Genomic DNA, 23,417 nt, shown 5'->3' on the forward strand with positions numbered 1-23,417 from the left:
CGCAGGCGCACGCGCCCGTTGGTGTCACGACTTCGCCATCGACTGCGTATAAAGCCGCGCCCATGACCGAGAAACTGCGCAATGAAGACGATCTGACCGGCGTGACGCGTCTCGTCCGCCTGGAGATCGCCAATGCCCGCCGCGCCCTGGACGGCATGGGCGAGGATCCGCTGCTGGCCGTCCATGAGGCGCGCAAGAGCATCAAGCGGGCCCGGTCGATTGCGCGCCTGCTGCGCGAGAGCGATCGCGAGGTGGCCAGCCTGGTCAATGCCGCCGCCCGGCGCGCCGGGCATGTGCTGGCCGAGGCGCGCGATGCCGACAGCCTGGAACAGCTGGCCCGCGCGATGGTGCGTGATTGCGACGACGAAGCGGCGCGGCCGGCCCTGGCGGAACTGGCGGCGCAGGCGCGGGCTGACCGTGAACGTATCGATCGCGCGACGGCGGCCCGGCAGGCTGCGCGCGCGCTGGATGAGATGGATCGGGCGCTGGCCTGCCTGCCCATGCCGGACGATGTGCCGGATGTGGTCGCCCGCGGCATGGCGCGCACCTATCGCCGCGCGGCAAAGCGGCTGGACAAGGCGCAGTCGGCACCGGATGGCGAACGCCTGCACGAACTGCGCAAACGCACCCAGGACTGGCGCTACCAGGCCGTAGCGCTGAAGCGCGCCTGGCCGGACGAGGTGGAGCGCCGCAAGTCGCAGACCGATGCGCTGGCCGATCTTCTCGGCCTGCACCACGACCTTTCCCGTCTCGCCCGCCGGCTGGACGATCTGGCCGATGCCGATGCCGCGATCGAGCGGGTCGAGGCGCGCTGCGAGGCGCTGGCCGCCGAAGCGCTGGAGCGGGCCGAGGCCGTGTTCAGCACCAGGCCGAAAAAGGTGAAAAAGGCGCTGAAATCCGGCTTCCGGGACGCGGGATAGCACTGACCCTGAACGGCGGCCGGAACGGGGCCTTGAAATGGCCCGGATTGCCCGCCCTGATGGGCCCTTTCCACGTCCAGACCCGTCCGTGCGAGGCCGCCATGATCCGTCACAGTCTCTCCGCCCTTCTTCTGGCCGCCGGCCTGTCGGCCTGTGCCGCGACGTCCGGTCCGGCCGCACCGGACACCTATCGTGCGATCAGCATCACCGAGACGCCCTGTTTCGGCTTCTGCCCGGCCTATACGATCACCGTCACGCCGGATGACCGCTATGTGCTCGAGGCGCGCAGCCATACGCAGACGCAGGGCCGCACCACGGGCGCGCTGGACACGGGCAGTTTTGCGCGCATGACGGCCGTGCTCGAGCGCGAGGATGCGGCCGGCCTGCCGGTCTCGGTCAGCCGCACAGACGAGGACACCTGCCCGCTCTGGCACACTGATGCGCCGGGCTATGAGCTTTCCATCACCCGCATGGACGGCCGTCAGGATGTGAGCTGGTATCGCGGCTGCTCCGGCCACCCCGCCATCGACCGCCTGGAACGCATCAGCGAGGCCCTGCGGGCGCAGTATGACTACGACACGCTGATCGCTGTGGAGCGGTAGGGGGCGGGAAAATCAGCTCAACCACTTTCCCCGGACCCCGTTCCGGGGCCCGGAAAAGGTGACGTGTGGGTCACCGCCGCCTCTCGAACTGTATGTGGCTGGCGTCAGCGCAAGCCCGTCGAGGCCCCCGGACCCCGGAACAAGTCCGGGGAAAGTGGTGAGGTTGGGGAAAATGGACCGTATTGGGAAAATAGAGAGGGTGTCAGGGGAAGCCGTGCCTCAAGCCCCTTTCGGGGCCGGTGTCTTGTCCTTGAACTGGCACAGATCCTCGATCGGGCAGTGCCAGCATTCCGGCTTGCGGGCCTTGCAGACATAGCGGCCGTGCAGGATCAGCCAGTGGTGGGCGCCCTGGCGGAATTCGTCGGGCATGATCTTTTCCAGCCGCAGCTCGACCGCCAGCGGGTCCTTGCCGGGGGCGAGTTTGGTGCGGTTGGAGACACGGAAGATATGTGTGTCGACGGCGATGGTGGGCACGCCGAAGGCCTCGTTGAGCACCACATTCGCGGTCTTGCGGCCGACGCCGGGCAGGGCTTCCAGTGCTTCGCGCTCGGCCGGCACGATACCGCCATGCTGCTCGATCAGGATTTTCGACAGGGCGATGACATTCTTCGCCTTGTTGCGGAACAGGCCGATCGTCTTGATGCGGTCGCGCACATGGTCCTCGCCCAGCGCGACCATCTGCTCCGGCGTATCGGCTTCCTGGAACAGCAGCTTCGTCGCCTTGTTCACGCCGACATCGGTGGCCTGGGCCGACAGGGCGACCGCGACCAGCAGCGTATAGGGATTGGTATAGTCCAGCTCGGTGCGCGGGGCGGGCCGGTCCTGTGCCAGCCGCGCCATCAGATCGTGCGCCTGCTCGCGCGAAAGGCCGCGCGGCTGGGGCTTGCGGCGGGATTTCGGCCTGGCGGCAGTCTTGCGGGGCGTGGGTGTCGACATGGCTGCAGGTATAGCCGCTTCGCGCGTCCTGTCATCCGCCTGCGACCCCGGGCGCCATTGTCTCGGCCACAGGAGCGTCTATCTTGCCCGGCATGCGCACGATCGTGGAAAGCTGGCCCGCCGAGGCGGAGGCCATTGCACCGCATGAAGGCCCGGCCTTCATGGAGGCCGAACTGGCGCCCAACCGGTCGCTGCCCAATCCGGCCTTCACGGCGTTGATGATTGCCATCGCCATTATCTCCTTCAGCGCCGGCATTCTCTTCATCACCATCGGGGCCTGGCCGGTGACGCCGTTTTTCGGGCTCGATGCCTTCCTGGTCTGGCTGGCCTTCCGCATTTCCTATCGCGACGGGCGTGCGCGCGAATGGGTGACGGTGAATGCGCGCGATATCGAGGTGGTGCGCCAGCACCCGACCGGGCATCGCCGCCGCTACCGCCTGCCCACGGCCTGGGTGCAGTTGCGCCTGATCGATCCGGGTGAACACCACGCCCAGCTGGCGTTGAGCGCCCATGGGCGCGCGCTGGTGCTGGGCAGTTTCCTCAGCCCGCCCGAGCGCGGCGAATTTGCCGAGGCGCTGGGGACGGCGATCGATACGGCACGCCGCTCGCTCAATCCGGCCCGCGAGGCGTCGCAGGACACCCCGCAGGACCCGGCGCAAGAACCGGGTGGAGCGCTGCCGAGCGGTGGCTAGACTGGCCGCATGATGACCGCACAAATTCTCGATCTCGACACGGCCTGCCGTGATTATCGCCGCATCGCCTCGGCCCTCGCCTGGCTGGGCGAGAACTGGCGCGACCATCCCGATCTGGACGCCGCAGCGCGCTCGGCGGGCCTGTCGCCGCACCATTTCCAGCGCCTCTTCACCCGCTGGGTGGGGCTGAGCCCGAAGAAATATGTCGGTGCGCTGGCTCATGGCGCCGCCCGCGAGGCGCTGGAGGATGGTGCCAGCATTCTCGACGCCGCCTTCGATGCGGGCCTGTCGGGCCCTGGCCGGCTGCATGATCTCTTCATCGCGCATGAAGCCGTCACCCCGGGCGATGCGAAACGGCGCGGTGCCGGGCTCTCCTTCACCTGGGGCGCAACGCCCACGCCCTTCGGCGAGGCGGTGTTGCTGATCGCGCCGCGCGGCCTCTCCGCCCTCGCCTTTGCCGAACCGGATGTCGAAACGGCCTTCGAGGATCTGCACGCCCGCTTTCCCGCCGCAGACTATGTCCGCGACGACGCGGAGGCGCGGGCCTGGGCCGAGCGGATTTTCCTGGGCGGCGGACCCGGCGCGCCGGTGCCGCTGGCGCTCTATGGCACGCCCTGGCAGCGCCAGGTCTGGCGGGCCCTGCTGGAGATCCCGGCCGGCGAGACGACAAGCTACAAATCGATTGCCCAGCAGGTCTGCACGCCGAAGGCGGCGCGCGCCGTGGGTGCGGCGGTCGGGGCGAACCCGGTCGCCTGGCTGATCCCCTGCCATCGCGTGATCGCGGCGGACGGCCAGCTGACCGGCTATCACTGGGGTGTCGAACGCAAGCGCGCCATGCTCGCCTACGAGGCCGTTGCGCGTTAAATTACGTGCATGGACCTTTCACACCCCTTCGCCATTGCCGGCATTACCGGCCTTGTCGCCGCCGCCGCCTTCCTGATCCGCTGGGTCGCGGCGCGCCGGCGGCTGATGGAAGACGCGCGGATCGAGTATGCCGAGCGCTGCGAGAGCAAGCCGGCCACCGTGCGGGGCGTCGATGCCGCCGCTTTCGAACGCCTCTATGTCGCCGCCTACGAGCCGCGCTGGGCGCTTTATGCGGCGGGCACGCTGTTGCTGGCGATCGCGATCACGCCGCTGGCCGCGCTGGGCCTGGTGGCGTTGTGGCCGGTCGTCGTCATGGGGCTGGATGGCGGGCCCTGGTATGACGAGGGCTATTATCCGTGGATGTTCTACATGTTCTTCGGATTCTGCCTGATCTGGGCGGCCTGCGGCGCGCTGATGGCCCGCATCCACCACGCCCGCTCGCCGGAAGGCTTCGTGCCGGCTCTGGCCCGCGCCCGCGGCGAACCCTTCGATGACATTGTCATTCCGCGCAAACGCCCCAAATGGGCGGTGAGAGCGGTGCCCGATCCGAAAAATCCCGGTCAGCGGGAAACGGGCACCGAACCCGCCAACGAGACGAATTAGGACGGATTGCCATGCGCTACCTGCACACCATGGTCCGGGTTTCGGACCTGGACGCGAGCCTGCGTTTCTACTGCGAAGGCCTGGGCCTCAAGGAAATCAGCCGGATGGACAGCGAGAAGGGCCGTTTCACCCTGATCTTTCTCGCCACGCCGGAAGATGTCGAGGCGGCAGGCTATCCGGGCGGTGTCTATACCGGTGGCAAGATCCCCGAAGGCCTGCCCTGTGTCGAGCTGACCCATAACTGGGATCCGGAGGAATATTCCGGCGGCCGCAATTTCGGCCATCTCGCCTATCGCATGGACAATGTCTACGACACCTGCGCCCACCTGCAGGCGATGGGCTACACGATCAACCGTCCGCCGCGCGACGGCCATATGGCTTTCGTGCGCTCGCCGGACGGTATCTCGGTGGAACTCCTGCAACGCGGCGACAACCTCCCGCCGCAGGAGCCCTGGGCGAGCATGGAGAATACCGGCAGCTGGTAGCGCCGGCGCGGTTCTACCAGCGGAAGATCACCGGCATGCCGCGATCGCGCATGTCGGCGGTTTCGCCCTGTGCGCCGTGATCCAGCTCGATCTCCATACGGTGTTCGTCGCCATGTTCGATCGTGATCAGCCCGTCCGCTTCCAGCGTGCGCAGGGTGCGTGACGGGTCCTGGCCGTGCGGCAGGACCAGCGTGACCGCTGTGACGACACGCGCGCCATTGGGGTGATCGAGCCGCGTCAGCCCGCGTCCGGAGAAGTTGTCCCGCGGATTGCCGGTGATCGCATCGGGCAGGAAAAAGACCCAGGGCTCGGTGATGTCGCCGGCGCTCTCGGCCGGGAAGAGGTCGAACCCGCCATTCATCCATTCTGCCGTGTAGGTGCTGGTCTCGAAGGCGCGCGGCTCGCCTTCGCGGCGGTCTCTCAGCCCGATGCCGAAGGGCGAGACCGACGGGTCATTCCGCCAGGTATTGCGGGCATTGAAGTCCGAGCGGGCGCGCGGGATGTTCGCCTCGGCGGCGTCCGCATCGTCGACCCAGAGATATTCCACATAGACATTGTCGAAATAGATATAGCGGCCGGTCGTGCCCTGGCCGGTATGCGTGTTGGGGAAGGGCCAGGCGTTGAAACCGTGCTGTTCGGTATAGGCCAGCTCCGGCGCGAAACCGTCGGAAAAGAAGAAGATATGATCCAGGACATAGCGCGAACCGGCCATATCCGGCGTGGGGGCCGTTTCGGTTGCGGTAGCGCTGTCTTCGGTCTGTGCGAAGGCCGGCGCGGTGAGGCCGAGCGTTGCGGCGAGGCCGGCCGCGAGGAGGGATCTTATGTGCATGGTTTGCGTCCTGCGAGATTGATGAACCGGACGTCTTGTTGTCAGATCCGCCTGCCCCGTCGCATCACAACCCGCCAGCGGCAAGATCTGAAACGCGAAATTAGGGCCTTTTAATATGCCGGACGGCGATGCTTCACGATCCTGGCCGATCGATATCCCGGCGGATGTCGCCATCTGGCTGCACGGCTTCATCGCCCTGACCGGCCTGCTGCTGGTCGCCGGATTGCTGGCCCTGCGCCTCACCGGCCGGCGGCCCTCGCTGCCGCTGACGGCGCTGTTCCTCCTGTTTGCCCTGCAGGCCCTGGCCAATATCGCCTATCAGCAGGCTTCGCCGGCCTGGATGCCGCAGCTGGGCTGGCTGATCCAGCTGCTCGAACTGCGCGCCATCGTCGGCTTCATCTTCGGGCCGCTGGCGCTGTTCTATGTGCGTGAATTCCTCGATGCGGCCTGGCGGCCGCAGCCGCTGCGCGCGCTGCATGCGGTGCCGGCGCTGGTGATGGGGGCGACGCTCTATTTGTGGCCGGAGTGGGAAATCAATGTCTACGCCTATGCCAGTGCGGCGGCGCTGGTGATCTATGCGGGTCTGGCCTGGCGGATCGTTGCGGCCAGCGGCTATCTGCGCCAGGGCGATGGCGACCGGCGGGTCTGGCTGTGGATGAGTGCGGCCCTGTTCGCCATGCTGCTCGGGGTGAACGCGGTCGCGACCAACTTCAATTGCCGCCCGATCTCCGATCCGATGGTGCGCCTCTACCAGGCGGGTCTGCTGACCGGAATTATCGCGCTGGTCTACACCTTCATCACGGCCGGCCTGTGGCGCAGTTTCGTGCTTTTCCCGGCCGAAACACCGCGCAGTGCGATAGCGGCTCCGGCGTCACGGATGCGGGCCGATCCGGCGCTGGCCGGGCAATTCACCGCGCTGATGGAGGAAGAGGCGCTGTGGCGCGAGCCCGACCTGACGCTGGGGCGTATCGCCGGGCGCCTGTCGGTCTCGCCGCGGCGTCTGTCGCTGGCCGTGCGCGACGCGCTGGGCATGGCGGTGAGCGACTGGATCAATGCGCGCCGTGTCGAGGCGGTGCAGCGGACCCTGCGGGCCGATCCGCATACCGGACGAAGCCTGCTCGACCTCGCTTTCGAGGCCGGCTTCAGCTCCAAACCCAGCTTCAACCGCGCCTTCAGCAAATTCACCGGCATGACACCCAGCGCGTATCGGGATGAGGTGCGGGGTTAGGGGCAGGGGTTTCGCCGCGCGCACGCGCAAACCAGCCCGCATGCGGCGCCTCCGGCGCCCTTGACGAGACGCCTCCCCTGCGGCCCGCTGGCTGGCAAGAGATCGAATGGACAGAAGGGGCTGGGCGGCTTTCCCAGACCCTTCCTTGTCATCCCGGCCGAATGGCCCGCGAAGGCGGGTCGAAGGGCCGGGACCCATACGCTCGCTGCCGGACGAAAGCAGGCTCGATGGTCGCGCCAGCTGGAGACGCGTCGGAGTTATGGGTCCCGGACTTGCGCGCGGCTTTCGCCGGGCATCCATCCGGGATGACAAGAGAAGAGTGAGAGCGGCTACGCCGCGCGGCGCATGTCTTCGTAGCGCTTGCCGGGCTCGTCTTCATAGCTTTCGGCGAGGACGGTCAGGCGTTCGATGCGGTCGGTGCGGAAGTGGCGGAAATCATTGCGCAGTTCGCACCAGGCCGAGAGCAGCCAGACGCGGCCGAAACAGGTCAGCGCCAGCGGGCGGATGACGCGCTTGCTCACCTCGTCCTGCAGCGAATTATAGACCACGCGCAGCTTGCGCTTGTTGGCGATGGCGTTGCGCACGGGGCCGAAGGCCTCCGGCCGCACGGTCTCGTCGAGGAAGGCGGCAAACAGCGGCGTGGAGCGCAGGCGCTGGCGGTGCGTGTCGGGCAGGGCGTGCTCGATCTTGCCCAGCGCCTCGGCGGCGGCCATGGCCAGATCCTTGTCGCCGGTCGCCTTGACCAGGCGGGCGCCCAGGGCGAGCGCGTCAAGCTGTTCATAGGAGAAGGTGAGCGGCGGCAGGTCGAAACCGGGGCGCAGCACATAGCCGACACCGGCTTCGCCGTCGATCGGCGCGCCGGAGCCGATCAGGTGGGCGATGTCACGATAGATGGTGCGTTCGGAGACCTCGAACCGCTTGCCCATGTCATGGGCGGTCACGGCGCCGGGCGCGGCTTCCCGCAAGGCCTGTACGATACGGATGAGACGTTCGGCCCTGCGCACTGACACCCCCTGAAATTCGGCCTGAAGGCCGGCTGATCTGGCGGGATGATGTCAGGATTTCGGACCCTGCGCAAGCAGGACCCGGCCGGTGCCGTCTCCGGCATGTTTCACGTGCAACGCCGCGGGAGGCCTGTCACACAAGTCCTGACAAATCCTGTCAGCCGCCGGCTATGACGTCCTGCATGGAGTAGAGGCCGGCCGGCCGGCCCTCGCCCTTGTTCGACATCCAGCGTGCAGCTTCCAGCGCGCCGGCGGCGAAGATCGAGCGGTCGAAGGCGCGGTGGGAGATGGATATCTCTTCCATATCCCCCAGAAATCGCACGGCATGTTCGCCGATAATGGTGCCGCCGCGCGTGGCGGAAAAACCGATCGTGCCGGGCTTTCGCGGGCCGGTCGTGCCATGGCGTCCTGGTGTCGCAACGGCATCGAGATCCTCGCCGCGCCCTTCGGCGGCGGCCCGGCCCAGCAGCAGGGCCGTGCCCGAGGGTGCGTCGGGTTTCATGCGGTGATGGGTTTCCTCGATCTCGATATCCCAGTCATGGGCGCGCAGCCGGCCGGCGGCCTGGCGTACCAGGGCTTCAGCCAGGGCGACGCCGAGCGAGAAATTCCCGGTCGAGAGAATGGGCAGGCGCTTGGCGGCGCCCGCCAGCCGGGCCTCTTCGTCCGCGTCGAACCCGGTCACACCGCTGACCAAGGGCGGACCGTTCCAGCCGGCTAGGCGCTCGGCCGTTGCGGCCGTCATGCGCGGCAGGCTGGCATCGAGCACGATATCGGCGTCGCGGATCGCGTCCTCGAGCGCGACCGTCGCGATGCACTCGCAGGGGGCGCCGGTCAGCCATTCGCCGACATCCTCGCCTTCCGACGGCGAGCCCGCACGCACAACGGCGCCTGTCAGGGCGAAATCGGGTGCCTGCAGGACGGCCCGGCCGATGGCCCGGCCCAGACGCCCGGTCACACCCAGAAGCGCTACACGGATGACCTGGCTCATACTCCCCCTCCGGAAACAAACTGATCGGCCAGCTTTTCAAACACATAGGACCCGATGATGGGAATGACCGGGATCAGTACATACAGCGAGAAACGCGTTGTCACGCTCGCCGAGACCGGCCATTCCGGCCGCGCATTCACCCAGATCTCGTAATCGGTCAGACCGGCCAGCGCCGAGGCGGCCTCGGCATCGCCGGCCAGCGCGCGCTCGCGCACCCTGGCCATTTCGGCATGGATGCGGACGAGCTCGGCCTGTTTGGCGGCGCGGATCTTGGCATGCACCGGGTGCAGCGCGCTGGTCAGCACGATGACGCCGCCGGCAATCGAGGCGGCGACGACCGGCACGGTGATCCACAGCTGTGTGGCATCGAACAGCGCGTCGGGCCGGTTTGGATTGATGAGGAAAAGCAGCAGGATACCGGCCATGATCAGCCAGGACCGCGCGGCGCGCAGCCCGATCCGGCCGAACACGTCCAGCCGGTCGAGATGGAAGAGATCGATCGTCAGGTGCTCGCGGATCAGCTGCTTGATGGCTGCACTCTCGCGCGCCAGGTCGATCCCGGCCCGGAAACCGATGCCATAGAGCACGGGCGAGACCAGGACAAACCACAGGCCGACCGACTGCAGATAGCTGACGAAGGTGAAATTGCTGGTGATGATGATCACGCCGTTGAAGACGAGACCGGCCGCTGCTCCGGCCAGGAACATCAGCGCATAACGCCGGCTCCAGCTGTGCGGGATGCCCAGGGCGAAGGCGCCGGCACTGTCGGCGCCGGCCGGTTCGAGGGCGGCGGCCAGGGCATCGGTCTCGGCCTGCCACATGCGGCGGCTGAACTCGGTAAAGGCAATGCCGGCGGTGAAGATCAGCGATAGGACCAGCGCGATCCAGGCGACCTGTACCAGCACGATCTCGCCGGATGCGCTGACATGAAACAGCGATGGCTGGCGCGTGGTCTCGGCGATCAGCACGAAACCGCCATAGACCAGCACGAACAGCGCCAGCGTTGTCAGGAGCGGGCCCAGCGGCGACACGCGGTAGAGCCGCATTTCGAAAGGTTCGAAATGCGTCGCGTCTGCGGGCGTGTCAGCAGGGGCAGTCGTGTCCGGCCGGGTATCCATGCGCGAACCCTACGCCGTTGCGGCGCAGGGTGTCACGCGGATTGCGTGCAGCGGATCAGTTGGCGTTGGGCCGACCGTCATCGGTCGTCACATCGTCCCAGAACTGTTTGACCTTGTTGAAGAAACCCGCGCTGTCGGGATTGCAGCCCTCGCCGGAGAGATCGCAGAATTCCTTCAGGAGCTCTTTCTGGCGGTCGCACAGATTGCGCGGGGTTTCCACGAACAGCTCGACGATCATGTCGCCGCGCGGGCCGCCGCGCAGGCGGGGCATGCCCTTGCCTCGCAGGCGCATGCGGCGTCCGGTCTGGGCGCCCTCGGGGATTTTCATCTCGGCCTTGCCGCCCTCGATCGTGGGCACTTCGATGGAGCAGCCCAGCGCGGCCTGCACCATGGAGGCGGGGGTGCGGCAGTAGAGATTGGGTCCGTCGCGCTCGAAAATCTCGTGCGGTTTGACGGAAATGAAGATGTAGAGGTCGCCGCGCGGACCGCCACGGGCCCCCGCTTCGCCTTCGCCGGCCAGACGGATGCGCGTACCGTCCTCGACGCCGGCCGGAACGGTGACATTCAGCGTGCGGGTCTTGCGCACCCGGCCGACGCCATCGCAGTCCTGACACGGTGTTTTCACGTACTGGCCGCGCCCGCCGCAATGCGGACAGGTCTGCTCCATGGTGAAAAAGCCCTGGGAACGGCGGATCCGGCCGGCCCCGCCACAGGTGCCGCAGGTTTCCAGCTCGGTACCCGGCTCATTGCCCTGCCCGTCACAGCGTTCGCAATGCATCGCCGTGGGGACCTTGATCGTCGCTTCCTTGCCGTTGAAGGCATCTTCCAGGGCGATCTCGAGATCATAGCGCAGATCGGCACCGCGGGCCGGACCATGGCTGCGCCCGCCGCGACGGCCGCCGCCCATTCCGCCCATGCCGAAGGCTTCGCCGAAGACCTGTTCGAAAATGTCGGCGAACTCGGCCGCGCCGGCGCCACCGCCGAACGGGCCCTGGCCGCCGCCCATGCCGCCCTGTTCGAAAGCGGCGTGGCCCATGCGGTCATAGGCTGCGCGCTTGTCCTTGTCGGACAGGATGGCATAGGCCTCGCCGACTTCCTTGAACTTGGCCTCGGCCTCCGCATCGCCCGGATTCTTGTCCGGGTGATACTGCATCGCCAGCTTGCGATAGGCGCTCTTCAGCGCCTTTTCGTCTGCCGAACGGTCGACACCGAGTGTCTCGTAATAGTCGCGTTTACTCATCAAGATTCACCGTGGGACAGAACCAGTACCGCGTTCTGCCGCATCTGCCGCGCCAGCGTATAGCCCTGTGCAAGACACAGGCCCGCGGCGCCGTCATGGATTGCGGCTTCGTGCCGCGTTTCGATCAGGATCATGCCGGGCCAAAGCGTGCGCGGCGCCCGGGCAAAGAAAGCCTCCAGAACCGGAGCTTCATAGCCCTCGATGTCGATCTTCATGACATCGACACGCGCAATGCCGGCCTCTTCCAGCACGGCTTGCAGCGGACGCATGGCGACCGTGTCGCCCTCGCCGCCGGTTTCGACATGCACTTCGCCCCGGTTCTTGCCGGATTGCACCATGCGGGCTTCGCCCGCTTCGGCGCCCAGCGCACAGGGCACGACCGTCACGCCTTCGGCGCCTGACGATCGCAGATTGAATTCCAGCCGCCGCCGGTTCTCCGTGTCCGGCTCGATCGCCACCACCGTCACCGGCCGCCCCAGCGTCTTTCCGTCTGCCAGAACCGACAGGGTGTAGAGCCCGGCATTGGCGCCGGCATCGACGAAATTGAAGGGGGTATCGGCGTCGTGGGCGGCAATGCGGGCGCGGATCTCGGCCCGCTCCGCATCGTCCCAGGTACGTGCACCGGCGAAGACACGCTTCTCGCAGCGATTGTCGCGCAGGTGCAGGCGGGCGAACTGGCCGGGAAACACCTCGACATCGGCGATGTCGCGGCCGCCGGACATCAGCGTGCGCCGCACCACGGTCTCCGCGCCGCGGCGCAGGCCGTCGAGCGGCAGGGACATGGGGAGGCGCCGGAATCGCTCCGCCAGCTCGGGGAGCGCAAAGGCACCGAAAGGTGCGGAAATCGGGTCGGGACGGGCCATGTGGCACTCCTGGGCCGGCGGGCCCGGAGCGGCCGCGGTTTCCCGCCAGCCGCTCCGGATCACCGGACCTTAGCCGTCCTTCTTGTTTTCGTCGTCGACTTCGGAGAACTCCGCGTCGACCACGTCATCGTCCGAGGCGTCCTCGGAGGCGGTTTCACCGCCTTCGGCACCTTCGGGCTGCTGGGCGGCATACATCGCCTCACCCAGCTTCATTGCGGCCTGGACGAGGGCCTGGGTCTTCTGCTGGATGGCTTCGACATCGTCGCCATCCTTGACCGCCTTGAGCTCTTCCAGGGCCGCCTCGATGGCTTCCTTGTCGGCGGACGGCACCTTGTCGCCGAACTCCTCGAGCTGTTTCTCGGTCTGGTGGATCATGGCTTCGGCGCCGTTATGGGCCTCGGCCAGCGACTTCTTCTTCTTGTCGGCCTCGGCATTCGCCTCGGCATCCTTGACCATCTGTTCGATATCGTCGTCCGTCAGACCGCCGGAGGCCTGGATACGGATCACCTGTTCCTTGCCGGTCGCCTTGTCCTTGGCGGACACGTTGACGATGCCGTTGGCGTCGATGTCGAAGGTAACCTCGATCTGCGGCAGGCCGCGCGGGGCCGGCGGGATACCCACCAGGTCGAACTGGCCCAGCAGCTTGTTGTCGGCCGCCATCTCGCGCTCACCCTGGGAGACGCGGATGGTGACGGCGGTCTGGTTGTCGTCGGCGGTCGAGAAGACCTGCGACTTCTTGGTCGGGATCGTGGTGTTGCGCTCGATCAGGCGGGTGAAGACACCGCCCAGCGTCTCGATACCCAGCGACAGCGGGGTCACGTCGAGCAGCAGCACGTCCTTCACATCGCCCTGCAGAACACCGGCCTGGATGGCGGCACCCATGGCGACCACCTCGTCCGGGTTCACACCCTTGTGCGGATCCTTGCCGAAGAAGCCCTTCACGGCTTCCTGCACCTTGGGCATGCGGGTCATGCCGCCGACCAGGACGATATCGTCGATGTCGGACGCCGACAGGCCGGCATCCTTGAGCGCCTTCTTGCAGGGCTCCAGGGTGCGCTTGACCAGATCTTCGACCAGCGCTTCCAGCTTGGCGCGGGACAGCTTGATGTTCAGGTGTTTGGGACCCGAGGCATCGGCCGTGATGAAGGGCAGGTTCACTTCATAGGAGGTGGCCGAGGAGAGTTCCTTCTTGGCCTTCTCGGCTTCTTCCTTCAGGCGCTGGAGGGCCAGCTTGTCCTGCTTCAGGTCGATGCCGTTTTCCTTTTTGAACTCGTCCGCGAGGTATTCGACGATGCGCAGGTCGAAGTCCTCACCACCCAGGAAGGTGTCGCCATTGGTCGCCTTCACTTCGAAGACGCCGTCGCCGATTTCCAGGATGGAGACGTCGAACGTGCCGCCGCCGAGGTCGAACACGGCGATCGTCTTGTTCTCGCCCTTGTCGAGACCATAGGCCAGGGCGGCCGCGGTCGGCTCGTTGATGATGCGCAGGACTTCAAGACCGGCGATCTTGCCGGCGTCCTTGGTGGCCTGGCGCTGGGCGTCGTCGAAATAGGCCGGGACGGTGATGACCGCCTTCTCGACCTTCTCGCCGAGATAGCTTTCCGCGGTTTCCTTCATCTTCTGCAGCGTGAAGGCGGAAATCTCGGACGGGGAATACTTCTTGTCGCGGCCCTGCACCCAGGCGTCGTTATTCTCCGACGGCACGATCTTGTAGGGCACCATGTTGATGTCCTTCTTGACCGTCGGGTCGTCCATCATGCGGCCGATCAGGCGCTTGATGGCGAAGAAGGTGTAGTCCGGATTGGTGACGGCCTGGCGTTTCGCCGGCTGGCCGATCAGGCGCTCGCCGTCTTCAGTGAAAGCCACAACGGACGGGGTCGTCCGGGCGCCTTCGGAATTCTCGATGACCTTGGACTGGCCGTTTTCCATAACGGCCACACACGAGTTGGTGGTACCCAGGTCGATGCCGATGACCTTGCTCATTGATCGTTTCTCCGTTTTTTCCAAGCGGGACCGGTTCGGCGCATCAGGACCTTGTCGCAAGCGTACCGGATGCCGTTCACCGTCCCCTTCGGGATCGTCATTGAATGTCCGGTGATGCCGACACCGGAGTGGTTCACGCATGTTCGGGGAATAACCCCGCGCTTGGTGGGCGATTTAGGGAGGGATGACTGCAAGCGCAAGGCCGCAGACGCGTCCATTGCAGGGGCGGGGTGTCGCGGCGGCGCGGACCGCAGAAAATCCCGCGCGCCTTCGTCGATCACCGAATGGCCTGCCGTGCGAGCCCCCGATAAACCGTACGGGTTTTCAGACACAGGGCCGGACGGCCCGAGGGGGGGACAATGATTGCCCGACGCCTGATGCTGCCTGTTGTCGCAGCGCTCTCATTAATTATGTCGGCCTGTTCGGTGATTCTGCCGCAGCAGACCTTCATCGTCACCACGCCCGAACCGGGGGCTGAAGTGTACATGTCGCTGTCCGGCCACCGCTCGGTCGGCGTCAATTCGATGGATGTGATGGGCTCGATCCCGGCCGGCCGGGACACGACGAACATGAATTTCATCGGCACGACACCGCTGGAGCACACCTTCCACGTCACCCGCCATCGCCCGGGTGTTGCCTCGCCCGGTGAATTCTCGACCAGCATGAACACGGTCTACACCGAAGCCTTTGTCGAGGTGGTCTATCCGGACGGCCGCCGCGAATCCCGCAATGTCCAGCTGAACAATGGCGAGATCCGGCTCGACTTTACCGGTTCCGGCGCGCGTTAGGCGTTTGGGACGGCCGCCGGCGGGTGTCGCAGCAACGCGTCCGCCGGCGGTCGGCAGGGATGAGTACCGGGGGATGATTTCCGGGTGGAAGCGTGGCCTGCGGCGCGCCATGTTGGGGGCATGGACGAGCCCGCCCCGCCTCTGCCCGGTTTTCGCTTTCTGCCCGGTCATTTTGATCGCCAGGCCCAGTCGGACCTGATGGCGGCCGTGGTCGATGCGGCTGCGACAGCGCCCTTCTGGCGGCCCTCCATGCCCCGCACGGGCCAGCCTCTCTCCGTGAAGATGACGAACTTCGGCCCGCTGGGCTGGGTGACAGACCAGGCCCGCGGCTATCGCTATGAGCCCGCGCATCCGGAAACCGGCGCGCCGTGGCCGCCTTTGCCCGCTGCTTTGTTGGACTTGTGGACTTCAGTGTCCGGCTATCCCGCCCCGCCGGAGGCCTGCCTGGTAAACTGGTATGCGCCGGGCAGCCGCATGGGCCTGCACGTCGACAGCGACGAGGCGGCGACCGATGCGGCGGTCGTCTCGGTCTCGCTGGGCGACAAGGCGCGCTTCCGGATCGGCGGCACGACGCGGCGCGGCAAGACGGCCTCCATGGTGCTGTCCTCGGGCGATGTCGTGGTGCTCGGCGGGGCGTCGCGGCGCAGCTATCACGGCGTCGACCGGATCTATCCGGGCACGTCCACCCTCTTGCCGGAAGATGTCTTCCCCGGCGGCGGACGCATCAATCTGACCATGCGGCGCGTAACGCCGGTCTGATCGCCCGTGCCGCCGGCGAAATCGCCGGTCCATGGAACGGGTCCTGCGTCCGGGCGTTGTATCCGGTGTCGAACAACACACGGGAGACTGGACGCCATGATGAAGACACTTCTGATCGTCAGTGCTGCCGCCCTGACCGTTACGGCTTGCGGTGCCACCACGCGAAATGCGGCTGCCGGCGGCGCGATGGGCGCGGCTGCGGGCGCGATTATCGGCAACAATACCGGCTCGGGCGATGCCCAGACCGGTGCCCTGATCGGCGGTGCCGTGGGTGCCGCGGCCGGCGCCTATTCCGGGTGCCGCGAGGAAGGCGGCTGCCGCTGGAACGAAAGCAATTCCAACCATTCGCAGCTCTATCTCGATCGCCGCGCGAACCGGTATTACTACGTCAACGACCGGGATGGCTGCACCTACTGGCGCAATGGCGAATACCGCGCCTGTTAGACAGCGAACGCCACAGTCAAAACCGGTACCCCTTGCCGGTCGAACGCCGGGAGTTTCCGCTCCCGGCGTTTTTGTGTCCTGCGACCTGTTGGTTCATGGCGCAGTCATGCAATTGCGGTCAGAATGACGTCTCCACCCGTTCGCGATGCCCCGGCACATGGCCGGACCGCGCCGGGTGCGACAGGGAGACGAGCATGATCTCGAAAGCGTTTGCAGTAAGTGTCCTCGCACTGGGCCTGACGGCCTGTGGGGCGACGTCCCAGGGCGCGATCACCGGCGGTGCGCTGGGCGCGGCGGCGGGCGCCATTATCGGCAATAATACCGGCTCCGGCGATGCCCAGACGGGTGCCATCATCGGTGGCGTGATCGGTGCGGCGGGCGGTGCCTATGCGGGCTGCCGGTCGCAGGGTGGCTGTGCCTGGAACCAGAACAATCCCAGCCATTCCCGCCTCTATTATGACGAGCGCGCGCGCCGCGAATACTATGTCGACGAGCGCGACGGCTGCACCTACTGGCGCGACGGCGAGTATCGCGCCTGCTGATGCATAGCGGTCTCTGCCGGCGCCGGCTCAGCGGGTGCCGGCAGAGACAAAATGGGTGCCGAGCTGGAAGGGCTGGTCGAAATAAGCCGCCCGCCAGTTCGCGCCCCGGCGCTCGAGCAGTTCGGCATCGGCCGAGCCCAGCGCATAGAAGGCGACGCGCTGCCAGTCCGGCAGCGACAGTTCACGCAATTCCTGGCGCAGGCGGGCCTCCTGGCGCGCGGCCTCGCCCGTATCGCCCTCGAGCCGGGCCAGGGCCAGCTCGGTCCAGCGCGCAACGCCCTCTTTCCAAGCCTGGAACTCATAATAGCGCGTATCGGCGTCCGACAGGCCGGCGGTGAAGGCCGTGCGGGCTGCTGCATAGGCATCGAAGGCCGCATCGAACCCGTCCGGCTCTGCATCGAGCGCTGCCAGGGCCGCATCGGCCAGGGTGCGTGCGGCGTTGGCGGCCGCCGGATCGTCATAGGCGAAGGGATAATTCAGCATCCACATGCCGGTCTCGTCCCCGCCATGCAGGTTAAGCGCCTGAACGGCGGCATAGCTGGCGGCCGGATGGCTGTCCTGGAACTGGTGCATGTGTTCGTGCAGGACGACCTGCTGCCAGGCGCGCGGGGTCTGTCCGGTCTCTTCCGGCGTGCCGATCACGATCGTGCTGACCCCGAACAGCGGGAAGGTGGCCAGCAGGTTCGGTCCGAACTGCGCATCGCGCGAGGCAAGAGAACAGCCGGTCACGGGATCCGTCCCGGCCGGTTCGAACCCGTCCGGTGTGCCGCCGCAGACCAGAAACTCCCGCTCGCCATCATTGAGCAGCATGCGGAAGGGCGCATCGGCGAGGCCCGGCCAGAGTGCGTCGCCATGGTTTTCGACGGTTTCGCGGGCCCGGGCGTAGAGCGCCAGCGGTTCGGCCGGCGGTGCCTCAAGCGCGAGAAGTGCGATCAGTCCCAGCATGCTGTTCCCCCTCAAATGCCGGGGCATCCTGGCGGCATGGGGCCTGTCGGGCCCGTGTCGCTGCCGTTACGCTTTGGTCATCCGAAGAGATAGCGAACCGGTATGGCCGCGATCAGCACCAGCGACAGCGGCAGCATGACCGGCACGGTGCGCAGCGCCCAGCTTTCCGGCAGGAAGAAGACGTCGCGCGCCCAGGCCTCGCCGCTATTGGTGAGCCGTCTGGCCCAGGTCTGCAGGATGCACTCGCCGCGATTGAGCAGCAGGCCCAGTCCGACCAGGGCCGGCGGCAGCAGCGCCCACAGGGCTGGCACCAACCCGAGGCCCGTCAGGTCGTAGACCGCAATCAGGCCCAGACAGGTCAGGCACACCGCGAACACGGCCGTATGAACCAGGCGCAGGACAAAAAGCACCAACTTGGCAGACCTAGGGCTGGGAAGGCATGTCGCCGGGCCGGTTGCGGCCATCCGGCGGCGGCATGAAGTCGATCGCCGTCATCGGCAGCGAGCGGCCGTTTTCCTGGATGATCCGCACATGCTTGCGGCGCAATTGCCGCGGCTCGGCGACACCGCAGGAATGGGCGATCATCTCGACATGGCTGCGGATCGTGCCGGCATAGCGGGCGACGCGTTCGGCCTTGTCGGTGACCACGAGACCGCGCTGCAGGCGCTTGTCGTGCGTGGTGACACCGGTCGGGCAGGTATTGCGATGGCATTTCATCGCCTGGATACAGCCCAGCGAGAACATGAAGCCGCGCCCGCACTGGACGAAATCGGCACCGGCCGCCAGCGCCCAGGCCACGGCACCCGGCAGCAGCAGCTTGCCCGTCGCGATCACCCGCACCCGGCCGCGCAGGCCATATCGCTCGAGAATATCGACCACCATGGGCAGGCTTTCGCGGATCGTCAGGCCGACATTGTCCATCAGCGCCATCGGTGCCGCGCCGGTGCCGCCATCGCCACTGTCGATGGTGAAGAAATCCGGCGCGCATTCGGTACCGCGGCGCGTGATCGCCTCGCACAAATCCTCGATCCAGCCATAGGCGCCGATCACCGCCTTCAGCCCCACCGGCTTGCCGGTGACCTCGCGGATATGCCCGATCATGTCGAGGAGGCCGTCGACATCGGCGAATTCGGGATGGCGATTGGGCGAGATCGAAGCCTCGCCGACCGGAATGCCCCGGATCTCCGCGACTTCCGCCGTCACCTTTTCGGCCGGCAGGATGCCGCCCTTGCCCGGCTTGGCGCCCTGGGAGAGCTTCAGCTCGAACATCTTCACCGCATCGATATCGGCCATGTCGCGCAGGCGTTGATCGTCCAGCCCGCCGGCCGCGTTGCGCACGCCATACTTGGCGGTGCCGATCTGGAAGACGATGTCGCAGCCCCCTTCCAGATGCCAGGGTGACAGCCCGCCCTCGCCGGTATTCAGCCAGATCCCGGCCTTGGCTGCACCGCGCGACAGGGCCCGCACCGCGGGTTTCGACAGGGCGCCATAGCTCATGCCGGAAATATTGAAGAAGGAGGGCGCATCATAGGGATTGCGGGCATGCGGCCCGATGCGCTGGGGTTCGGTGGCGGCGGCGTGATCGTCGAGCAGCGGAAAGGCACAATTGACGAAGAGCGCCGTGCCGACCTTGTCCATCGGCTTGGTGGAGCCGAATGGCACGGTGCCGCCCTCGCCCCGGGCCGACCGGTAGACCCAGTCGCGCTCCGCCCGGTTGAAGGGCAGTTCCTCGCGGTCCATGGCGAAGAAATACTGGCGGAAGAACTCGCCCAGCGTCGTGAACAGGTTCCGGAATCGGCCGACCAGCGGATAGTTGCGGCGCACCGCATCGGCCGTCTGGGCCCGGTCGGCGATATACATGGCGATCATCGCCAGCGCCGCTGCCCCCAGCGCCAGCACAAAGAGCTGGGTCAGGATGTTCAGCGCGTCCATCGCCCATTGCGGCAGCATCGACATGATTTTCAACCCCGTGTCATGACGGCGCCATCATGGACCGCCGTCGCGCCTCTTGCGAGGGGGTGAATGCCGGTGAGCGTGTTCGTGGAGCCCCGGTTACAATGAGGTCATGACCGGGCTTTCACTTGTACACGCAAGACCGGCGGCTACCGTCCCCGTCAAGGAATTTAAGGGGATACACATGCACAAACATCTCGCCGCCGGCCTTTGCGGCCTCGGCCTTCTGGCCGGTCAGGCCTTGGGCCAGACGTCCGATCTGGAAACCGAAATCGACACGATGCGCCGGGCCTATGGCGTGTCCGGCCTGGCCGTCACCGCCGTTTCCGGTCCGGATGTCGTCATGGCGCAGGGCTTCGGGTCCTTCGAAAGCGGCGAGGCCGGTGCGGACAGTCCCTGCATGCTCTATTCCGCTACCAAGGCGCTCACGGCCCTGACGCTCGCCTCGCTGATCGAGGACGGGCAAGTGGATCTGGAGACCCCGCTGGGAGATCTGCTGGCGGACAGTCCTGAGGCCTGGGCGGATATCCCGCTCTGGCGCCTCTACAACCATACAAGCGGGATCGCGATGATCGTCAATCGCGATGCCTTCGGCGCCATCGCGGAAGACCCGGATGCGGGCAATGCGGCGATCTATGAGGTCGTGCGCGAGCTGCCGCTGGACTTCGCACCGGGCGAACACTCCCGCTATCAGCAGAGCGGCTATGCGGTTGCCGAGATGATCGCCGAACAACGCCTGGGCGCCAGCTGGCCCGAGCTGGTCGACCGGCACCTGACTGGGCCGGCGGGTGCGGCGCTGACCGTTCACAGCGAGATCGCCGATGGCACGAAGAATGTGCCCATGATCACCTCGGCCGGCGCCTACCGCACCACGCCCGCTGACATGGCCCGCCTGTTCCAGGCACTCAATGCCGGCCGCATCGCCGACCGCGCCTTTGTCTCCGGCCTGCTTTTCGATCCCCGCTACATCCAGGATGGTTACGGCCTCGGCGTGATCGTCGAAGAGACGTCGGGGGAAATGACCCTGGGTCACAGGGGCGGGGGCGCCCGGGCCAATATCCGCTATGCGCCGCAATCGGGCATCGGGGTCATGGCCTGTACCGACCAGATCGCCAATCGCGAGCTGACCATTCATGTCGGGGAAATGGTGATGAACGCCCTGATCTCGGGCGAGCCGCCGCGCCCGCACATCGCGACGCTGCTCTACGGTTCGCCGGATCAGTCGGCGGCGATGCTTGCCGGATTGTTCGAGCAGGAGCTGAACGATCCGGACACGCGCTATGGCTTCAATGGCGATGAAGCCGTGCTCAACGGGCTGGGATACAATCTTCTGGAGGACGCGCCCGAACAGGCCCGCATCCTGTTCGAGCTGAACAGCCGCGTTCATCCGGATTCCGCCAATGTCTGGGATTCCCTGGCGGATGCGCAGCTGGCGCTGGGCCAGTCAGACGCTGCACTGGACAGCATGCGGCGCGCTCTCAGCCTGCAGCCCGCAAATCCCTATTTCCAGGCGCGAGTGGCCGAACACGCGCCGGAATAGGGCCGGATCGGGAAGGGGCGGCAGGCCCGCCGCCCCTCAACCCCCTATTCGCCGCCGGTGTGCGCGACCTCGGCGGCGATCGCCTCGGCGCGGTCGAGGCGCAATTGTGCATTCTGGTCGGACGCACCGGCCGCCAGCTGGCCTGCCTTCCACTGCATCGACATCAGGATTCGCGCATGGCCGGAAGGGTGATCGAAGAACACCCATTCCTCCAGGGGGCCGGGCTCGATCTTGCGATAGGAGGACAGGCGCAGGGCAGCGGTGGCGAACCCGTCCGGTTCGCGCGCCGCATTGAGCCCGAAAATATCGGCTTCGGCCTCGTTGGTCCGTATGATCGTGTTCATCAGCGGCGTTGCGAGGAAGAAATAGACCGACAGGCAGGCCATCAGCAGCGGCAGGCCGGCGATGTCGCCGATATCGGCAATGCCCCAGCGGCCGCCGAAGCGCCGGTTGGCCCATTTGAACAAGGCATCGGTGAAGGCGAAGCCGATCGCCAGGATCACCGCGAACATGGCGAACATCTCCCAGAGATGGTTCAGGGTGTAGTGGCCCATCTCGTGTCCCATCACGGCGAGGACTTCGTCCGGATCGGCGTTCTCGATCAGCGTGTCGGACAGGGAAATCCGTGTCGTGCCGAACAGGCCGGAGACATTGGCCGTGATCCGGTTGGACTGCCGGGACACGTCGAACACATAGACATTGTCGGCGGGAATGCCGTTGGCGTGGGCGAGTGCCAGGATGTCGTCGCGCAGCTCGCCTTCTTCCAGCGGCGTATAATCGTTGAACAGCGGGGCGAGATAGACCGGCGTGACAAAGATCATCAGCGCCAGGAAAAACACCGACACGCCCGTCGCCCAGAGCCACCAGGTGCGTCTTGCCGCCCGGATCACCGCATAGACGACGGTCAGCAATACGGCGCCCATGATCACATTGATCACGAGCTGCATGGCGGTTTCGCCGAGCCAGGCCGGCAAGGTCATGGTCGACAGGCCGTAGGCGTGCTCGCGGAAGAAGCCTTCATAAACCGTCAGCGGGAAGGACAGCGCGGCGGTGACAAGCACGTAGACCGCAACAAAAGCCGCCGTCGTCAGCCAGCGAAATTTCAGGGTGACGGCCAGGCGGTCGCGGAGCGTGCGGGCGAAACCGGTCTGCAGAAGCAGGGCGGCGATCGCCAGCCCCACCGCCAGATTGACCAGGAGCAGCCAGTAACCGCCCTCGAAATAGGCGTCGGAGCGCGCACGTGCCGCGCCGTCCAGGGTCGCCAGATAGGCCTGTGTGGCGGTTTCCGGATCAAAGCCCGGTGCCGCCTGGGCGGCAAGCCCGGCGATTTGCGATAGGAACATGTCCCATTTCCTCGACTACGGCCCCAGCCGAGCGGAAACGGGTACACTACAGCGCGCGCCCGTGGCGGTCTGTCAAGACCGTTCGGGCGTATGTCAGGCCGTGACGTCGACGCCGTTGCCGCCTGACGCATGGCCATCGCCGGACGGGTTGCCCGCCGAAACGGCAACCATGGCGGCACGCAGGGTGCGTTCACCGATCACGAAGCCGGTCTGCATCACCGAGGCGATGCGGCCATTGGGCTGGTCTGACGGGATCTGGGCGACGGCCTGGTGGCGGTGCGGATCGAAGGCGTCGCCCGGCTGGGGATCGACCTTCTTCACGCCATGCCGCTCCATCTTGGAGAGCAGGGCCTTCTCCGTCATCGCCACGCCTTCCACGAGGTTCTTCACCGCGTCCGGCACACCATCCAGCGTCGCGGGATCGACGGCGCCGACGGCGCGCGACAGATTATCGGACACGTCCAGCATGTCCTTGGCGAAGCTGGATACCGCATAGCTGCGGGCATCGGCGACATCGCGTTCGGCCCGGCGGCGGGTATTCTCGGCCTCGGCCAGGGCACGCAACAGCTTGTCGCGCATGGAATCCAGCTCGGCCGTCAGCTTCACGATCGCATCTTCCGGCGACGCATCGGCACCGGTCTCGCCGGCGGCGTCTTCAGCGCCCGTTTCCGGAGCCGCTGCGGCGTCTTCCGTTTCGGGCTGGCCGTTGTCTTCAGGCTTGCTGTTTTCGGTCTCGCTCATTCGCTTT

The 23,417-nt window shown here is 66.4% G+C and carries 25 protein-coding genes; 12 read left to right on the forward strand and 13 right to left on the reverse strand.

Going from position 1 to position 23,417, the window contains the following annotated elements; translation table 11 throughout:
* Window positions 1–62 precede the first annotated feature (62 nt).
* Window positions 63–920 (forward strand): CHAD domain-containing protein, encoded by an 858-nt coding sequence (locus tag ABJO18_RS13430; protein ID WP_348506588.1) that lies wholly within the window; start codon window positions 63–65, stop codon window positions 918–920.
* Between the two features lie 101 nt (window positions 921–1,021).
* The gene (locus ABJO18_RS13435; RefSeq protein WP_348506586.1) at window positions 1,022–1,522 is read left to right on the forward strand and encodes a DUF6438 domain-containing protein; all 501 of its coding nucleotides are present in this window, start codon (window positions 1,022–1,024) and stop codon (window positions 1,520–1,522) included.
* A gap of 219 nt (window positions 1,523–1,741) precedes the next feature.
* Here the strand turns inward: ABJO18_RS13435 and nth are convergent, their stop codons facing one another.
* The gene (gene nth / locus ABJO18_RS13440) at window positions 1,742–2,458 is read right to left on the reverse strand and encodes an endonuclease III (protein ID WP_348506585.1); all 717 of its coding nucleotides are present in this window, start codon (window positions 2,456–2,458) and stop codon (window positions 1,742–1,744) included.
* A 92-nt stretch (window positions 2,459–2,550) separates the two neighbouring features.
* Between nth and ABJO18_RS13445 the strand changes: the two genes are divergently transcribed.
* Genes ABJO18_RS13445 through ABJO18_RS13460 form a run of 4 tightly spaced genes read left to right on the forward strand, consistent with a single transcriptional unit; the run spans window position 2,551 to window position 5,102 of the window.
* The gene (locus ABJO18_RS13445) at window positions 2,551–3,150 is read left to right on the forward strand and encodes a DUF2244 domain-containing protein (RefSeq protein ID WP_348506593.1); all 600 of its coding nucleotides are present in this window, start codon (window positions 2,551–2,553) and stop codon (window positions 3,148–3,150) included.
* A 9-nt stretch (window positions 3,151–3,159) separates the two neighbouring features.
* Window positions 3,160–4,014 (forward strand): methylated-DNA--[protein]-cysteine S-methyltransferase, encoded by an 855-nt coding sequence (locus ABJO18_RS13450; RefSeq protein WP_348506584.1) that lies wholly within the window; start codon window positions 3,160–3,162, stop codon window positions 4,012–4,014.
* A 9-nt stretch (window positions 4,015–4,023) separates the two neighbouring features.
* Window positions 4,024–4,617: a hypothetical protein gene (locus tag ABJO18_RS13455; protein WP_348506583.1), complete on the forward strand. Its 594-nt coding sequence runs from the start codon at window positions 4,024–4,026 to the stop codon at window positions 4,615–4,617.
* 11 nt (window positions 4,618–4,628) lie between these two features.
* On the forward strand, window positions 4,629–5,102 hold the full coding sequence (locus ABJO18_RS13460; protein WP_348506581.1) for a VOC family protein: 474 nt from the start codon (window positions 4,629–4,631) through the stop codon (window positions 5,100–5,102).
* A gap of 13 nt (window positions 5,103–5,115) precedes the next feature.
* Here the strand turns inward: ABJO18_RS13460 and ABJO18_RS13465 are convergent, their stop codons facing one another.
* A complete protein-coding gene (locus ABJO18_RS13465; protein WP_348506580.1) occupies window positions 5,116–5,931 on the reverse strand; it encodes a hypothetical protein in 816 nt (271 codons plus the stop codon).
* Between the two features lie 115 nt (window positions 5,932–6,046).
* On the opposite strand from ABJO18_RS13465, the gene ABJO18_RS13470 reads away from it, so the two are divergent.
* Window positions 6,047–7,159 carry a helix-turn-helix transcriptional regulator gene (locus tag ABJO18_RS13470; RefSeq protein WP_348506578.1) on the forward strand — a complete coding sequence of 371 codons (1,113 nt, stop codon included), beginning with the start codon at window positions 6,047–6,049 and terminating at the stop codon, window positions 7,157–7,159.
* A gap of 329 nt (window positions 7,160–7,488) precedes the next feature.
* Here ABJO18_RS13470 and ABJO18_RS13475 read toward each other — a convergent pair whose 3' ends face one another.
* The 6 genes from ABJO18_RS13475 to dnaK all read right to left on the reverse strand — a co-directional run bounded on the left by ABJO18_RS13475 (window position 7,489) and on the right by dnaK (window position 14,355).
* A complete protein-coding gene (locus tag ABJO18_RS13475) occupies window positions 7,489–8,163 on the reverse strand; it encodes a YafY family protein (RefSeq protein ID WP_348506576.1) in 675 nt (224 codons plus the stop codon).
* A 157-nt stretch (window positions 8,164–8,320) separates the two neighbouring features.
* Complete coding sequence (gene dapB / locus ABJO18_RS13480) at window positions 8,321–9,151, reverse strand: 4-hydroxy-tetrahydrodipicolinate reductase (protein ID WP_348515967.1); 831 nt, start codon at window positions 9,149–9,151, stop codon at window positions 8,321–8,323.
* Complete coding sequence (locus ABJO18_RS13485; protein ID WP_348506573.1) at window positions 9,148–10,269, reverse strand: hypothetical protein; 1,122 nt, start codon at window positions 10,267–10,269, stop codon at window positions 9,148–9,150. The genes dapB and ABJO18_RS13485 overlap by 4 nt, the downstream gene beginning before the upstream one ends.
* 55 nt (window positions 10,270–10,324) lie before the next feature.
* Window positions 10,325–11,509: a molecular chaperone DnaJ gene (gene dnaJ, locus ABJO18_RS13490; RefSeq protein WP_348506571.1), complete on the reverse strand. Its 1,185-nt coding sequence runs from the start codon at window positions 11,507–11,509 to the stop codon at window positions 10,325–10,327.
* A complete protein-coding gene (locus ABJO18_RS13495) occupies window positions 11,509–12,372 on the reverse strand; it encodes an FkbM family methyltransferase (RefSeq protein WP_348506569.1) in 864 nt (287 codons plus the stop codon). Before ABJO18_RS13495 ends, dnaJ begins: the two co-directional genes overlap by 1 nt.
* A gap of 69 nt (window positions 12,373–12,441) precedes the next feature.
* Window positions 12,442–14,355 (reverse strand): molecular chaperone DnaK, encoded by a 1,914-nt coding sequence (gene dnaK, locus ABJO18_RS13500; protein WP_348506567.1) that lies wholly within the window; start codon window positions 14,353–14,355, stop codon window positions 12,442–12,444.
* A gap of 359 nt (window positions 14,356–14,714) precedes the next feature.
* Here dnaK and ABJO18_RS13505 point away from each other — a divergent pair, with 359 nt between their 5' ends.
* From ABJO18_RS13505 to ABJO18_RS13520, 4 genes are all read left to right on the forward strand, one after another.
* Complete coding sequence (locus ABJO18_RS13505) at window positions 14,715–15,143, forward strand: hypothetical protein (RefSeq protein ID WP_348506565.1); 429 nt, start codon at window positions 14,715–14,717, stop codon at window positions 15,141–15,143.
* A 120-nt stretch (window positions 15,144–15,263) separates the two neighbouring features.
* Window positions 15,264–15,902, forward strand: coding sequence for an alpha-ketoglutarate-dependent dioxygenase AlkB (locus tag ABJO18_RS13510; protein WP_348515968.1), 639 nt, complete (start codon window positions 15,264–15,266; stop codon window positions 15,900–15,902).
* Window positions 15,903–15,998: 96 nt separating this feature from the next.
* The gene (locus ABJO18_RS13515; protein ID WP_271188007.1) at window positions 15,999–16,346 is read left to right on the forward strand and encodes a YMGG-like glycine zipper-containing protein; all 348 of its coding nucleotides are present in this window, start codon (window positions 15,999–16,001) and stop codon (window positions 16,344–16,346) included.
* A gap of 194 nt (window positions 16,347–16,540) precedes the next feature.
* Window positions 16,541–16,888 carry a YMGG-like glycine zipper-containing protein gene (locus ABJO18_RS13520; RefSeq protein WP_348506561.1) on the forward strand — a complete coding sequence of 116 codons (348 nt, stop codon included), beginning with the start codon at window positions 16,541–16,543 and terminating at the stop codon, window positions 16,886–16,888.
* Between the two features lie 27 nt (window positions 16,889–16,915).
* Here ABJO18_RS13520 and ABJO18_RS13525 read toward each other — a convergent pair whose 3' ends face one another.
* From ABJO18_RS13525 to ABJO18_RS13535, 3 genes are all read right to left on the reverse strand, one after another.
* The gene (locus ABJO18_RS13525) at window positions 16,916–17,833 is read right to left on the reverse strand and encodes a hypothetical protein (protein WP_348506559.1); all 918 of its coding nucleotides are present in this window, start codon (window positions 17,831–17,833) and stop codon (window positions 16,916–16,918) included.
* Window positions 17,834–17,910: 77 nt separating this feature from the next.
* Window positions 17,911–18,246 carry a hypothetical protein gene (locus ABJO18_RS13530; RefSeq protein WP_348506557.1) on the reverse strand — a complete coding sequence of 112 codons (336 nt, stop codon included), beginning with the start codon at window positions 18,244–18,246 and terminating at the stop codon, window positions 17,911–17,913.
* 10 nt (window positions 18,247–18,256) lie between these two features.
* Window positions 18,257–19,783, reverse strand: coding sequence for an FMN-binding glutamate synthase family protein (locus ABJO18_RS13535; protein ID WP_348506591.1), 1,527 nt, complete (start codon window positions 19,781–19,783; stop codon window positions 18,257–18,259).
* A gap of 187 nt (window positions 19,784–19,970) precedes the next feature.
* On the opposite strand from ABJO18_RS13535, the gene ABJO18_RS13540 reads away from it, so the two are divergent.
* On the forward strand, window positions 19,971–21,326 hold the full coding sequence (locus ABJO18_RS13540; RefSeq protein ID WP_348506555.1) for a serine hydrolase: 1,356 nt from the start codon (window positions 19,971–19,973) through the stop codon (window positions 21,324–21,326).
* Between the two features lie 44 nt (window positions 21,327–21,370).
* On the opposite strand, the gene ABJO18_RS13545 is transcribed toward ABJO18_RS13540, so the two are convergent.
* A complete protein-coding gene (locus ABJO18_RS13545; protein ID WP_348506553.1) occupies window positions 21,371–22,669 on the reverse strand; it encodes a M48 family metallopeptidase in 1,299 nt (432 codons plus the stop codon).
* A gap of 93 nt (window positions 22,670–22,762) precedes the next feature.
* Complete coding sequence (gene grpE / locus ABJO18_RS13550) at window positions 22,763–23,410, reverse strand: nucleotide exchange factor GrpE (protein WP_348506551.1); 648 nt, start codon at window positions 23,408–23,410, stop codon at window positions 22,763–22,765.
* Window positions 23,411–23,417: the final 7 nt, after the last annotated feature.

The organism is Maricaulis sp., assembly GCF_039978735.1.
GTDB lineage: Bacteria > Pseudomonadota > Alphaproteobacteria > Caulobacterales > Maricaulaceae > Maricaulis.